Raw genomic sequence first — 14,376 nt, 5'->3', positions numbered from 1 at the left:
GCGACGGGCCCACGCGGAAGACCGGACCCGCTGCCGAATCCGGCCCCGAGACGCCGGACGTGGCGTCTCGCGACAGCGAATCTGCCACCGGTGTCGTGCCCCCGGCGGCCGACGCGGCCGATGATGCCCGCACGCCGGGTACGACCGGCGGCCGGTCGGTTGTGGCCCAGCTCCGCAAGGCGGCGAAACTTCTTCCCGCACCGAACCTCACGCGTGACCTCGCCGTCTACGGCGGGGCGGTGGCGGCCGCGCTGGCCGTCGGCCTGGCGCTCGTACTCGGCGGCGGCGCGTCGCCCGCCGCCGCCGCGGATGCCCTGTGGGAGGGGATGTTCGGGACCCCGTACGCGTTCGGCAGCGCGCTGAACATGGCGGCGGTGCTGGCGTTGATCGGCACCGGCTTCACGGTCGCGCACCGGGCCGGGCTGGTCAACGTGGGCGGGGAAGGCCAGCTCGCGCTCGGGGGGATCGCGGCCGCCGCCGTCGGGTTGTGGCTGCCCGCCGGAGCGCCCGCGGCCGTGGGGGTTCCGCTCGTACTGGCGGCCGGATTCGTGGCGGGCGCGGCGTGGGCGGGCATCGCGGCCGGGCTGCGGGTGCGGCGGGGGACCAGCGAGGTGATCACCACCCTGCTGCTGAACTTCGTCGGACTCGGGCTGGTCACGCTCGTCGTGCACGAGGCCGGACTGCTGCGCCAGCCGATCACCTCGTCGGAAACCCTGCCGCAGTCCGCGCCGCTGCCGGAGGGCGCGCGACTGCCGCTCCTGCGCGTCGAGGGCTCGCCCGCGACCATCGCGGTCGTGGTGGCGGTGATCGCCGCCGTGATCACCGCGATCGTGTTGCGGCGCACCGCGACCGGCACCCGGCTCACCGCCGTCGGGCAGTCCGAGGCCGCGTCGGCCCGGCTCGGGATCGGCGTGCACCGGCTGCGGTTCAGCGCGCTCGCGGTGGCGGGCGGGCTGGCCGGCGTGGCCGGTGCGGGCCTGGTCGCGACCGTTCCGTACGTGCTCGCCGAGCATTTCACCTCCGGCTACGGGTTCGCGGGTCTGGTGGTCGGGCTGCTGGCGCGCGGCTCGCTGACCGCGGTCGCCGGAATCTCGCTGGTGTTCGGGCTGCTCGCCTCCGGCGGCATCAATCTGCAACTGGCGGCGTCGGTTCCGGCGTCCTCGATCCAGGTGGTGCAGAGCGTGCTGATCATCTTCGTCGCCGGTGCGGTGCTGTTGCGTAAGGAGAACAAACGATGAGCGCCATCGGAGAGCTGCTCGACGGCGGTGTGCGACTGGCGATTCCGCTCGCGGTCGCCTCGGCGGGCGAACTCGTCAGCGAACGCGCGGGCGTGCTGAACCTCAGCGTCGACGGCATGATGCTGACCGGCGCCTTCGCGGGCGCGGTCGGCGCGCACAGCTCCGGCAGCGCGCTCGTCGGGGTGCTCTGCGCCCTGGTGGCCGCCCTGCTGGTCGCGGTCATCCAGGCGGTGCTGAGCGTGGCGTTGCGGGCCGACCAGATCGTCACCGGCATCGCCGCCAACGCCCTGGCGCTCGGCGCCACGACCTACGGCGCGCGCCTGTATTTCACCGAGGGACGGGCGGTTCCGGGTTTCGACCGGCTCGCCATCCCGATCCTCAGCGATATCCCGGTGATCGGCCGCGCCCTGTTCGCGCAGACCGCGCTCGGCTACCTGGCCATCGCGTTCGCGGTCCTGCTGGCCGTGGTGTTCTCGCACCGCACCGGCTGGGGCCTGGCGATCAGCGCCATCGGCGAGGACGCGCTCACCGCCGACCGATCCGGGTTGCCCGTCAAGGCTTTTCGCTACGCCGCCATCCTCGTCACCGGCATCGCCTCGGGTCTGGCCGGTGCGCACCTGGCGCTGGCCGACGTGCACGCCTTCACCGACAACATCACCGCCGGCGCCGGGTACCTCGCCGTGGTCGCGGTGATCGCCGGTAAATGGCGGCCCTGGCCGACCCTGCTGGCCTGCCTGCTCTTCGGCATCGCCCAGGCGCTGCAGTTCGCCGCGCCCGCGCTCGGCATTCACGTGCCGACGGCGGTCCTGGTCATGTCGCCCTATCTGCTCGCGGTGCTGGCGGTCAGCGGTCTGGTCGGCGCGAGCCGCGCACCTGCCGCCCTCACCCAGCCCTTCCTCCGAGAGGCCAAAGCATGACCCTGATTCTGACGCGCTCCGACGTGCTCGCGATGATCACGCTGCCCGAGGTCATCGCCGCGGTACGCGCCGCGCACGCGGAACTGGCGCGCGGCGAGGCCGTGCTGCCCGCGCCGCCGGCCATGCGACTGCCCGGCTCCGATGCAGCCTTCCTGGTCATGGCGGCCGCGTCCCGCAGCGCCGGAATGGCGGCGGTGAAATTGCTCGCCGACGTCCCCGCCAATCGGGATCACGCACTGCCGGTGCAGCGTTCGGCGATTCTGACGGTGAATACCGCGGACGGCGCCTGCGCGGCGCTGATCGACGGCGGCGCGGTCACCCGGTTCCGTACCGCCGCCGCGTCCGCGGTGGCGACGAAACTGCTCGCGCGCCCCGAGAGTCGCGTGCTCGGACTGATCGGCGCCGGCGCGCTGGCCCGCACCCACGTCGAGGCGCTGAGCGCGGTGCTGCCGTTCGAGCGCGTCGTGGTGTGGAGCCGGACCGATGCCACCGCCAAGGCTTTCGCGGCCGAGACGGGGGCCGAGGTAGCGGGCTCCCCGGCCGAAGTGGTGGCCGAGGCCGACGTGCTGTGCACCCTCACGCCCTCGAAAGACCCCGTGGTGCAAGGCGAATGGTTCCATCCCGGCTTGCACGTCAATGCCGTCGGGGCCCCGCCGCGCGCGGACCATCGCGAGATCGACAGCGAGGGGATGCGCCGCGCCCGCGTGGTGGTCGACAGCCGCCTGTCCACGCTGCACGAATCCGGCGACGCGCTGATTCCGTTGCGCGCGGGCGTCTTCGGGCCCGACCACGTCGGGGACGAGCTCGGTGAGGTGCTCATCGGCGCGAAACCCGGGCGCACCGATCCCGCGCAGATCACCCTGTTCAACTCCCTCGGCGTGGGCCTGCAGGATCTGGCCGCCGCCCGACTCCTCGTCGATATCGCCCGCCGCCGCGGCATCGGCACCGAGATCGACCTCGCCGCATGACGAACCGCCCCGCCCGAACGCCTGTATCTCAACCCCTCGAAGGAAGAACCATGAAGAAGATCGCAGCCGCCCTGCTGACCCTGGCCGTCGGCGCGTCCGTCGCCGCGTGCGGCAGTAGCGCCGAGGAGACCGGCTCCAAGGTGAAAGTCGGGGTGATGTTCCCGGGATCCATCTCCGACGACGGCTTCATGCAGTCCGGGTACGAAGGCTATCAACGACTGGAAAGCACACTGGGCGACAAGGTTTCGCTCACCAAGGTGGAGCAGGTCAGCACCGCCGACTACCAGCAGGTGCTCACCCGCCTCGCCTCGACCACCGACCTGGTGGTGTCCTTCGGCGGGCAGACCGATTCGGTGCTGCGCCAGGTCGCCCCCGCCTTCCCGAAGGTGAAGTTCGTCGAGATCGGCGGTCCTGCCGACGCGGCCCCGCTGAGCAATCTCGCCTACTACGACCCGGTGCAGGCCGACGGCGGGTTCCTCGCGGGCGCGTTCGCCGGGCTCACCACCAAGTCCGGGAAGGTCGCCTTCCTCGGCGGTATGGAACTGCCCGCGATCGTCAAGACCGCCAAGGCTTTCGAGCAGGGCGCCAAGCTCGCCAAGCCCGATGTCACGGTGCTGCCACCGCAGTACATCGGCGACTTCAACGACGTCGCGAAGGCGAAGCAGGCCACCCAGGCCGGTATCGGCGCCGGCGCCGACGTCTTCGGCCAGCAGCTCAACCTCGGGCATCAGGGTCTGGCCCAGGCCGCCAAGGAGGGCGGCGCGACCCTCGTCGGCGGGCCCCTGGTCAAGCCGTGCGGCTCCGAGGCCGCCTACGCCGCCTACGCGAAACAGGACACCGGCGCCGAACTGGAATACGCCGTCAACGCCGTGCTGAACGACAGCTTCAAGGCCGAACAGGTCCGATTCGGGATCGCCTCCGGCACCGGAGCCTCCGACCTGGTCGTCTGCACGGCCGATCCTGCAGTCACCGCCGCCATGGACAAGATCGAGAAGGACCTCGCGTCCGGCGCGGTCACCATCGGGTGAGGGGTCGGGCGCCCGCCGCATCGTGACGGCGGCGGGTGGCCGTGCTCGATCGCACGGAACCCGGATCCGCCCGGGGTACGTGACGAAAGATCCACCTCGGCAATGGAATCGGCATGCGGGTTCGTTCCTGATCGACGGGACGGGCCCGCATCGTCGTGCCGACTCGGTCCCGGCGGCAGCGGTGGCACGGGGCCGACCCGGAGCGGCGGACCCGCGGGGCCGACCCACTACGATGTGCGGAGGCCGAGACCAGGAGGTCGGACATGCGTCTGCATTTTCGCGGGGCGGTACTGCCCACCGGGGAATTCGTCGATCTGTGGGTGCACGACGGGGTGATCTCCTTCGAGCCCGTCGCGGACGCGGAGACCATTCACGCCTCGGGGTGGATCGTGCCCGGCCTGGTCGACGCGCACTGCCACGTGGGGATCAAATACGGTGGCGGGCACGAGGATTCGGAAGGGGCCATCGCGCAGGCGGAGGTCGAGCGGGACGCCGGGGTGCTGCTGCTGCGCGACGCCGGATCACCCATCGACACGCGCTTCGCCGACGAGCGGATGGATCTGCCGCGGATCGTGCGGGCGGGGCGGCACATCGCACGGCCCAAGCGGTACATCCGCGAGCTCGGGATCGATCTCGACGACGAGCGGGACCTGCCGGAGATCGTGGCCGAGCAGGCCCGGCGCGGCGACGGGTGGGTGAAGATCGTCGGGGACTGGATCGACCGCGCGGTCGGCGACCTGCGGCCGCTGTGGTCCGACACCGTGCTCAAGGAAGCCATCGACGCCGCCCATCGCGAGGGCGCGCGGGTCACGGCACACGTGTTCGGCGAGGACGCGCTCCCCGGCCTGCTGAACGCGGGCATCGACTGCATCGAGCACGGCACCGGCCTCACCGACGACACCATCGATTTCATGGCCCGCCACACCGTCGCCCTGGTGCCGACCCTGATCAACATCGACACCTTCCCCGAGATCGCCGCCGGCGCGGGCAGATTCCCCGTCTACGCCGCCCACATGCGCGATCTGCACGCTCGGTCCCGCGAGACCATCGGCAAGGCGCACGAGGCCGGCGTCCCCATCTACACCGGCACCGACGCGGGCGGCTCGATCACCCACGGCCGCATAGCCGACGAGATCATCGCCCTGACCGGCGCCGGCTTCACCCCCCACGACGCCCTCGGCGCCGCCTCCTGGAACGCCCGCGCCTGGCTGAACCACCCCGCGATAGAGCCCGGCGCCCCCGCCGACTTCGTCGTCTACCAGGACGATCCCCGCGAGAACCTGGCCGTCCTGTCCACCCCCTCCTGGGTGGTCCTGCGCGGCCACGTCTACGACCGCCGCGACCCGGTGACGGCGTACCGCTGAGCCGGCCTCGGGGACGACGTCGCAACCAAGTGCCCGCGTGATCCGTGCTGGTTCGCGCGGTGCACGTGCAAGAATTGATCCGTTCGGCGCGGAAACTGATCCATTCGAGCAGAAATTGATCCGTTCGAGCAGCAGACAGCTCCGTTCGGATTGTGCTCCGAATCGAAGCGACTCGATCGGCGCGCGGATTTGTTTGTCGCGCACGGGACTATGGCGACACATCGGACGGAAGTGACGATGACAGCGGAGGTTTCGACAATCCACCCCCTCGGCCCGATGACGCTGGACGACTGGCTAGCCGAAGAGCAGCCGTCCGATGGATCTCGTCTCGAGCTCATCCTGGGGTACCTCTACATGACACCTGCGCCGACCGGGTCGCATCAGCACGCTTCGCTCGAATTGGCCGTTGTCCTGCGTACCGCGCTGCGGGCGGCCGGTCGAACCGACCTGCACGTCCTGCCGGGTATTGCCGTGAAGATCAGCACGGCCTTCCGGACCGGGGTCATTCCGGATGTCGCGGTCGTCTCCGGCGGTATCGACCGGGTCAGCTACGGGCCGGATGAACTGCTGTTGGCGGTGGAGGTCTGGTCTCCGGGAAACACCCGGGAGGAGCGCGATACGAAGATCGCCGGATATGCCGCCGCGCGCGTGCCCTACCTGTGGGTGGTGGAGCTACCGGCGGGGAAGCCCGCCAAGTTCTGCGGGTACAGGCTCGGGGAAACGGCGTATCGCCAGGAGGTCTATGCCGCGGCGGGTGAGTCCGTCATCGCGCCGGCGCCGTTCCCGGTCACGGTGGATACGGCGGATCTGCGCTGACGGTGGAATCCCGCTGAGTGGTGCCCAGTGGTCCAATCTCGTGATTCCGGTCGCCTCGAGAGTGTGAATGGGTCATGCTTCACACGTTCTGGAGTTCGACCCGATGAGGAGACCTGCTGTGGGTTCCGTGGAGACCGTGATCGCCGGTCTGATCGCTAGCATTGCCGCCAAGATGTTCCTCGGCAGTGTCGATTCGCTCAGCTCGTCGATCAGCGCCCGATAGCGCCCGACCGACCGACGGCCCGCCCGGTAGTCTTGCGACCCGGCGGGCCGAGTCGTTTTCGGGGGAGACCGGCGGTACCGATGACAGGTGGGCGGAGGGCGATTTCTCGGGTTCGGGGCGGGTCTGGCAGAATGGCCCCTCGTCCTCATCGAGGAAAAGTGCAGCCCGTCTCCGGATACGTTCCGCGCGGCGGTCACACACTCAACGCAAAACCGGGCCCACCCCGTGTGGGCTGCTGAATTGCGGCCGTGACCACTCAGATCGCCCCCAGCGGCGGTCGCCACCGAAAGGCACAGCTAATGGCTGTTCGCATCAAGCTGACCCGCATGGGCAAGATCCGCAACCCGCAGTACCGCATCGTCGTCGCCGACGCGCGTACCCGCCGCGATGGCCGCGCCATCGAGTCCATCGGCATCTACCAGCCGAAGGAAGAGCCCTCGCTCATCGAGATCGATTCCGAGCGCGCCCAGTACTGGCTGGGTGTCGGCGCGCAGCCGACCGAGCCCGTGCAGCGCCTGCTGGAGATCACCGGCGACTGGCAGAAGTTCAAGGGCCTGCCGGGCGCCGAGGGCACCCTCAAGACCAAGGCCGCCAAGCCGTCCAAGCTGGACCTGTTCAACGCCGCGCTGGCCGCCGCCGACAGCGAGCCCACCGCCGAGGCCGTCACCCCGAAGAAGAAGGCCGCCAAGAAGGAAGAGGCCGCCGAGGCCGCTTCCGAGGCTGCCGAGACCCCGGCCGCCGAGTAATGACGGCCGTCGTCGCCGATGCCGTCGAACACCTCGTTCGCGGCATCGTCGCCAATCCGGATGACGTCAGCGTCGAACTGATCACCAGCCGTCGTGGCCGGACCGTCGAGGTGCACGTGCATCCCGACGATCTGGGCAAGGTGATCGGCCGGGGCGGTCGCACCGCCACCGCGCTGCGCACGCTCGTCGCCGGTATCGGCGGTAAGGGCATTCGCGTCGACGTGGTCGACACGGATCAATAGATGGAACTCGTCGTCGGGCGGGTCGCCAAGTCGCACGGTGTGCGCGGCGAACTCGTCGTAGAGGTCCGCACCGACGAGCCCGATCTGCGTTTCGCGCCCGGCGCCACCCTCGTGGGTCGGCTGCCGCGCGCGAAGCAGACGCAGAAGTACGTAGTGGAGTCGGCCCGGGAGCACTCGGGCCGGCTTCTCGTGCGTCTGGAGGGGCTCGTCCAGCGTGAAGCCGCGGACGCGTTGCGCGGCATGCTCTTCGTGATCGACTCCGCCGATCTGCCGCCCTCGGCGGATCCGGACGAGTACTACGACCACGAACTCGAAGGCCTCACCGTGCAACTGGGTGACGGCACCGTCGTGGGCACGGTGCGGGAAGTCCTGCATTCGGCTGCGGGAGAACTGCTTTCGATCAAGGCGTCGGAAGGTTTCCCCCCGGCGGGCCGAGAGATCCTGGTGCCCTTCGTGACAGCGATCGTGCCCACCGTCTCGATCGCGGACCAGCTGATCGTCATCGATCCGCCCGAGGGTCTGCTGGACCCGGAGTAAGCGATGCGCATCGACGTCATCACCATCTTCCCCGAATACCTCGACCCCATGCGAACGGCCTTGCTGGGCAAGGCGATCGACAAGGGCATCCTCGAGGTCGGGGTGCACGATCTGCGCGACTGGACGCACGACGTGCACAAGGCCGTGGACGACACCCCGTACGGCGGCGGCCCCGGCATGGTCATGAAACCCACCATCTGGGGCGACGCCCTGGATCAGGTGTGCCCGGACGACGCCCTGCTGGTGGTTCCCACCCCGGCGGGCGTGCCCTTCACCCAGGCCACCGCCGAACGCTGGTCGGCCGAGGAACACGTCGTATTCGCTTGCGGCCGTTACGAAGGCATCGATCAACGGGTCTTCGACGACGCCGCGAAGCGGGTGCGCGTGGAAGAGGTCAGCATCGGTGACTACGTGCTGATCGGCGGCGAGGCCGCGGTGCTGGTCATGACCGAGGCGTTCGTCCGGCTCATTCCCGGCGTTCTGGGCAATCAGCAGTCGCACGAACAGGATTCGTTCTCCGACGGCCTGCTCGAGGGCCCGAGCTACACGCGCCCGGTGTCCTGGCGCGGCCTGGATGTCCCGGACATTCTGCTCTCGGGCAATCACGCCAAGATCGACGCGTGGCGGCGCGAGCAGTCCCTCGAGCGCACGCGCGCCCGGCGTCCGGATCTGCTGCCGCCCACCGGCGAATAGCCGGACATTCGCTGACATAGCGCACGTCCGCTCCCGCTAACACCCCGCAGCGGGCTGTGCTCGACCATCGCTCCCGCACCGCGAGTGATCTTCGCGCGCTTCGGGTTTGCGGTTGACCGCATCCGCCACAAACCGAATGACTGCGACGTTCCGGACAGTTCGGTGCGGCACTGTTCGGGCTTGTCGCCGGACGCCGGTAGTGTCTGCGAAGTGACGACAGCCTCCGAAACCGTCAGCGCAGACAGTGTCAATGCCCCGGGCGCGGGAACCGTTCGCCTAGCCAGCGTGGGTCGGCGTATCGCCGACGAACTCGGCGTGCGGGAGGAGCAGGTGCGCGCCGCCGTCGAACTACTCGACGCCGGGTCGACCGTGCCCTTCGTGGCCCGCTACCGCAAGGAGGTCACCGGCGGCCTCGACGACGCGCAACTGCGCACCCTCGACGAGCGCCTGCACTACCTGCGCGAACTCGACGAGCGCCGCGGCTCGATCATCGAATCCATCCGTGGCCAGGGCAAACTCGACGACGCGCTGCACGCGCAGATCATGCTCGCCGACACCAAGGCCCGCCTCGAGGACATCTACCTGCCGTTCAAACCCAAGCGGCGCACCAAGGCCCAGATCGCGCGCGAAGCCGGCCACGAGCCCGTGGCCGACGCCCTGATCGGCGACCCGACCACCGATCCCGCGCAGTACGACGCCGAACAGCTCGACGGCGCCCGCGCCATCCTGGTCGAGCGTTTCGCCGAGGACGCGGACCTGGTCGGTGAACTGCGCGAACTCATGTGGAACCGGGGCCAGGTCACCTCCACCGTGCGCGCGGGCAAGGAAGAGGCCGGCGCGAAGTTCGCCGACTACTTCGAATTCAGCGAACCGTTCGACAAGCTCCCCTCGCACCGCATCCTCGCGCTGCTGCGCGGTGAGAAGGAAGAGGTGCTCACCCTGCACCTCGAACCCGACACCGAGGAACTCGAACCCGGCGAGCGCAGCGTCTACGAGGGCCGCATCGCCCACAAGTTCGGCATCGCCGCCCAGGGCCGCGCCGCCGACACCTGGCTGCTGGACACCGTGCGCTGGGCGTGGCGCACCAAGCTCCAGGTCAGCCTGGGCATCGACACCCGGATGCGGTTGCGCCAGTCCGCCGAACGCGACGCCGTCGACGTGTTCGCCATGAACCTGCGCGACCTGCTGCTGGCCGCGCCCGCGGGCACCCGCACCACCATGGGTCTGGACCCGGGCTTCCGGACCGGCGTGAAGGTCGCCGTGGTCGACGCCACCGGCAAGGTGGTGGCCACCGAGGTCATCTACCCGCACAAGCCGCAGGGCCAGACCGAGAAGTCCCTCGCCGTGCTCGGCGCGCTGGTCGCGCGCTTCGGGGTCGAGCTCATCGCCATCGGCAACGGCACCGCCTCGCGCGAGACCGACGCCCTCGCCGCCGAACTCATCTCGCGGATCCCCGAGAACAAGCCCACCAAGATCGTGGTCTCGGAGGCGGGCGCCTCGGTGTACTCGGCCTCGGCCTACGCCTCGGCGGAACTGCCGGACATGGACGTGTCGCTGCGCGGCGCGGTCTCCATCGCCCGCCGGCTGCAGGATCCGCTGGCCGAACTGGTGAAGATCGATCCCAAGTCCATCGGCGTCGGGCAGTACCAGCACGACATCTCCGAAACCCTGCTGGCGCGTTCGCTCGGCGCGGTCGTCGAGGACGCCGTGAACGCGGTCGGCGTCGACGTGAACACCGCCTCGGTGCCGCTGCTGTCCCGGGTCTCGGGCATCACCGGCTCGGTCGCGGAGAGCATCGTCGCGCACCGCGACGCCAACGGCCCGTTCCGCAGCCGCTCCGCGCTGCTGACCGTGCCGCGCCTGGGCCCCAAGGCGTTCGAGCAGTGCGCGGGCTTCCTGCGCATCCGCAACGGCGAGGATCCGCTGGACTTCTCCTCGGTGCACCCCGAGGCGTACCCGGTCGTGCGCCGCATGCTCGACGCCAGCGGCCGCACCGTCGGCGAACTCATCGGCAACACCACCGCGCTGCGCGCGCTGCGGCCCGCCGACTTCACCGACGAGCGCTTCGGCGTTCCGACCGTCACCGACATCATCGCCGAACTCGAGAAGCCCGGCCGCGACCCGCGCCCGGAGTTCAAGACCGCCGAGTTCGCCGCCGGCATCGAGAAGGTCGCCGACCTCGAACCCGGCATGGTCCTCGAGGGCGTGGTCACCAACGTCGCGGCCTTCGGCGCGTTCATCGACATCGGCGTCCACCAAGACGGCCTGGTCCACGTCTCGGCCATGTCCCACACCTTCGTCAAGGACCCGCGCGAGGTCGTGAAGTCCGGCGACGTGGTGAAGGTCAAGGTGATGGAGGTCGACGTCCAGCGCCAGCGCATCGGCCTGTCCCTGCGCCTGGACGACGAGCCCGGCGCCGCCAAACCCGAACGCGGCGAAGGCCGTCCGCGCGGCGGCCAGGGCAATCGGCCGTCCGGTGACCGCCAGCGCCAGGGTGGTCAGGGCGGCGGCCGCCAGGGCGGCAATCCCCGCCAGGGCAACCAGTCCGGCGGCAATCGCCAGGGCGGTGGCCGTCCGCAGCCGGCCGCCTCCGGCTCCATGGCCGACGCCCTGCGCCGCGCCGGCTTCGGTAAGTAGCACCGCGTCACCCGTTGGGCGGCACCGCAACCGCGGTGCCGCCCAACGGCATTCCCGCGGCCCCGCCGTGCTCGCGGGCCGGGCGGCCGGTGCAACGGGCCGAGTCGGCGTGCGTCGCGCAGGAATTGGCGGTCTCGCGGTCGCAGCCCGATCGGCGATGACAGCGGTGAGCGCCCCTGTGGTGTCAGCGCCGAGAACCTCGGGGGACGGCCGAGTCCTCGTTCGGCGACGAGTGCCGGCCGTTCGCCGTTCCCCTGCGATTCGCAGGGCGGTCGCGGCTGGTTCCGCCCGCCGACGGCCGGGATTTGCTGGGGGTTTGTGGGGGAGGGGTACCGTCGGGGATCCAGCGGCGAGTGGCCGGGCGACCGGCGGGCGAGTGCGGAGGCGATACGGGTATGGCGTTTCGGCGGTGGATGGAAGACACCGTGATCGCGGACGGGCGACTGCCGCTGGCCTGCCTGCTACTCGGCTTCATCATCGGGTTCGTGCTGATCCGGATCAGCGTGCGGCTCATCCGCAAGCAGGTGCGCTGGTGGCCGGGCAACGTGCGGGCCGGGGACGTGCACATCCATCACATGGTGTTCGGCGTGATCCTCGTGCTCAGTACGGGCGCGGGCCTGATCACCATGTACGAGAGCAGCGTCGGGGTGATCAGCCTGCTCGCGGCCTTCTTCGGGGTCGGGGCGGCGCTGGTGCTCGACGAATTCGCGCTCATCTACTACCTGCGCGACGTGTACTGGGAGGAGCAGGGGCGCACCTCGGTGGACGCGGTCTTCGTCGCGGTCGCGGTGACGGGGTTGCTGCTGATGGGTTTTCATCCGCTGTGGCTGTTGGACATCAACGACTTCCGGAGCCAGTCCAATCCGGCCGAGCGCTGGGTGATCGCGCTGTTCTCGGTGGTGAACCTGCTGCTGGCCGCCATTGTCATTGCCAAGGGCAAGATTTGGACGGGCCTGTTCGGGATGTTCTTCCCGCCGCTGCTGTTCGTGGGCGCGCTGCGGCTGAGCCGTCCGGGCGCGCCCTGGGCGCGCTGGCGCTACGGCGAACGGCCCGGGACCATGCGCCGGGCCATGCGCCGCGAGCGCCGCTATCGCCGTCCGGTGATCGCCGCCAAGATCTTCGTGCAGGATCTGGTCGCGGGGAAGCCCGATGTCGATCACGTCCGCCGCGCGGCAGAGGAAGAATTGGCGCGCACCGTGATCGCGGCGCCGCCCGCGCCGCATTCGACGCACCGAACAATTAGCCAGAAGATTGCTGAATGACGGTTGCCGTGCCAGGGTGTGGCATGGGCTACGTTGTCGGCGATTACCTGCTCGATCGGCTCCACGAACTCGGTGTCACCGAGATCTTCGGGGTGCCGGGTGATTTCAACCTGCACTTCCTCGATCACGTCGTCGCGCACCCCGGCCTGCGCTGGGTCGGCAGCGCCAATGAGCTCAACGCCGGATACGCCGCCGACGGCTACGCCCGCCTGCGCGGCATCGGAGCCGTCGTCACCACCTACGGCGTCGGCGAGCTCAGCGCGGTCAACGCCATCGCGGGCAGCTATGCCGAACACGTGCCCGTCGTCCACGTCGTCGGGGTGCCCGCCAAGGACATTCAGGCCAACCACCGCGTCATCCACCACACGCTCGGCGACGGCGACTTCCACCACTTCCGCCGCATCGCCGCCGAAGTCACCTGCGCCCAGGCCGATCTCGGCGCGGCCGACGCCTGCCAGGAGATCGACCGCGTCCTGAATTCGGTTCGCGTGCACCGCCGTCCGGGCTATCTCATGCTGTCCACCGATGTCGCGCGCCTCGAGGTCGCGCCCCCGGCCGCCCCGCTCGCGCCCGCCGCCGACTTCAGCAGCGACGGCGCGCGCCTGGCCTTCGCGCGCGCGGCCCGCGAATTCCTGGCCGACCGCCGGGTCACCGTGCTCGCCGACGTCTTCGTCGACCGCGTCGGGGCGACCGACGAACTCCGCGCGCTGCTGGCCATCGGCGAGGTGCCGCACGCCACCCTCGCCTGGGGCAAGACCGTCGTGGACGAATCCGGGCCGCGCTTCGTCGGCGTCTACACCGGCGCCGCCTCACCCGAACCCGTGCGCGCCGCGGTGGAGGACGCCGAACGCCTGATCACCGTCGGCGTGCAGTACACCGATAGCATCACCGCCGGATTCAGTCATCGCATCGACCCGCGCCGGACCCTGGAGATCGGCCCCGAACGCAGCGTCATCGCCGGGGTCGACGCCTTCGCGCCGCTCTCGCTGCCCGTCGCGCTCGAGGTGCTCGCCGAGATCTCCGCCGACTTCGCACCCACCCATACCGACCCCGCGCCACCGGATCCGGAACCGGCCGACACCGCCCCCGCCGAGACCCCGCTCACCCAGGCCGCCCTGTGGCCGCTCATCGCGGGGGCGCTGGGCAACAGCAATATCGTTGTCGCGGATCAGGGTTCGGCCTTCTTCGGGCTGGCCACCCTGCGCATGCCCGCGGGCATCACCTTCCTGGGCCAGCCGCTGTGGGGGTCGATCGGCTACGCCCTGCCCGCCGCGCTCGGCGCGGGCCTGGCCTGCCCGGACCGGCGGGCGGTGCTGGTCATCGGCGACGGCGCGGCCCAGCTCTCCATCCAGGAGCTCGGCACCTGGATTCGCGAGCGCCTGACCGGGGTCATCATTCTGGTCGACAACGGCGGCTACGCCATCGAACGCGCGATCCACGGCGCGCACGCGCCCTACAACGACATCGCCCCGTGGCGCTGGTCCGAACTGCCGCACGCGTTCGGCGGCGACGAGAATTCGGTGCTGACCCTGCGCGCGGCTACCGTGGGGGAACTCCGCGAATGCCTGGAGGTAGCCACCCAGGCGCAGGACTGCCTGGTCTTTCTCCAGGTGGTCACCGGCCCCACCGACTATCCGCCGCTGGTGTCCGACATCGCGGCCGCCCTGACGCGGGCCAATTCCCGGTCCTGAGCACCGGGTGGGGG

The 14,376-nt window shown here is 70.2% G+C and carries 13 protein-coding genes; all 13 read left to right on the top strand.

The window, feature by feature from the left end:
* Window positions 1-239: 239 nt before the first annotated feature.
* The 13 genes from ACWDOP_RS13535 to ACWDOP_RS13475 all read left to right on the top strand — a co-directional run bounded on the left by ACWDOP_RS13535 (window position 240) and on the right by ACWDOP_RS13475 (window position 14,362).
* Complete coding sequence (locus tag ACWDOP_RS13535; RefSeq protein ID WP_456345303.1) at window positions 240-1,238, top strand: ABC transporter permease; 999 nt, start codon at window positions 240-242, stop codon at window positions 1,236-1,238.
* Window positions 1,235-2,155 carry an ABC transporter permease gene (locus ACWDOP_RS13530; protein WP_456345283.1) on the top strand — a complete coding sequence of 307 codons (921 nt, stop codon included), beginning with the start codon at window positions 1,235-1,237 and terminating at the stop codon, window positions 2,153-2,155. The genes ACWDOP_RS13535 and ACWDOP_RS13530 overlap by 4 nt, the downstream gene beginning before the upstream one ends.
* A complete protein-coding gene (locus ACWDOP_RS13525) occupies window positions 2,152-3,123 on the top strand; it encodes an ornithine cyclodeaminase family protein (protein ID WP_456345282.1) in 972 nt (323 codons plus the stop codon). The genes ACWDOP_RS13530 and ACWDOP_RS13525 overlap by 4 nt, the downstream gene beginning before the upstream one ends.
* A 50-nt stretch (window positions 3,124-3,173) precedes the next feature.
* Window positions 3,174-4,151: a BMP family ABC transporter substrate-binding protein gene (locus tag ACWDOP_RS13520; RefSeq protein WP_456345281.1), complete on the top strand. Its 978-nt coding sequence runs from the start codon at window positions 3,174-3,176 to the stop codon at window positions 4,149-4,151.
* Between the two features lie 263 nt (window positions 4,152-4,414).
* Complete coding sequence (locus ACWDOP_RS13515) at window positions 4,415-5,515, top strand: amidohydrolase family protein (RefSeq protein WP_454205937.1); 1,101 nt, start codon at window positions 4,415-4,417, stop codon at window positions 5,513-5,515.
* Window positions 5,516-5,752: 237 nt separating this feature from the next.
* Complete coding sequence (locus tag ACWDOP_RS13510) at window positions 5,753-6,331, top strand: Uma2 family endonuclease (RefSeq protein ID WP_456345280.1); 579 nt, start codon at window positions 5,753-5,755, stop codon at window positions 6,329-6,331.
* Window positions 6,332-6,853: 522 nt separating this feature from the next.
* Window positions 6,854-7,300: a 30S ribosomal protein S16 gene (gene rpsP, locus ACWDOP_RS13505; protein WP_454205933.1), complete on the top strand. Its 447-nt coding sequence runs from the start codon at window positions 6,854-6,856 to the stop codon at window positions 7,298-7,300.
* Entirely contained in the window at window positions 7,300-7,542 is a 243-nt protein-coding gene (locus tag ACWDOP_RS13500) for an RNA-binding protein (protein ID WP_354987403.1), read from the top strand. The genes rpsP and ACWDOP_RS13500 overlap by 1 nt, the downstream gene beginning before the upstream one ends.
* The gene (gene rimM, locus ACWDOP_RS13495) at window positions 7,543-8,079 is read left to right on the top strand and encodes a ribosome maturation factor RimM (protein ID WP_456345279.1); all 537 of its coding nucleotides are present in this window, start codon (window positions 7,543-7,545) and stop codon (window positions 8,077-8,079) included.
* A 3-nt stretch (window positions 8,080-8,082) separates the two neighbouring features.
* Window positions 8,083-8,772: a tRNA (guanosine(37)-N1)-methyltransferase TrmD gene (gene trmD, locus ACWDOP_RS13490; RefSeq protein ID WP_456345278.1), complete on the top strand. Its 690-nt coding sequence runs from the start codon at window positions 8,083-8,085 to the stop codon at window positions 8,770-8,772.
* 285 nt (window positions 8,773-9,057) lie between these two features.
* A complete protein-coding gene (locus tag ACWDOP_RS13485; RefSeq protein WP_456345277.1) occupies window positions 9,058-11,409 on the top strand; it encodes a Tex family protein in 2,352 nt (783 codons plus the stop codon).
* Window positions 11,410-11,804: 395 nt separating this feature from the next.
* Window positions 11,805-12,671 (top strand): hypothetical protein, encoded by an 867-nt coding sequence (locus tag ACWDOP_RS13480; RefSeq protein ID WP_456345276.1) that lies wholly within the window; start codon window positions 11,805-11,807, stop codon window positions 12,669-12,671.
* Window positions 12,668-14,362 carry an alpha-keto acid decarboxylase family protein gene (locus ACWDOP_RS13475; RefSeq protein WP_456345275.1) on the top strand — a complete coding sequence of 565 codons (1,695 nt, stop codon included), beginning with the start codon at window positions 12,668-12,670 and terminating at the stop codon, window positions 14,360-14,362. The genes ACWDOP_RS13480 and ACWDOP_RS13475 overlap by 4 nt, the downstream gene beginning before the upstream one ends.
* The last annotated feature ends 14 nt before the right edge of the window (window positions 14,363-14,376 follow it).

This window comes from Nocardia sp. NPDC003693, from assembly GCF_053981095.1.
Note: the sequence above shows the minus strand (reverse complement) of the source record. Positions and strands in the feature narration are given on the sequence as shown.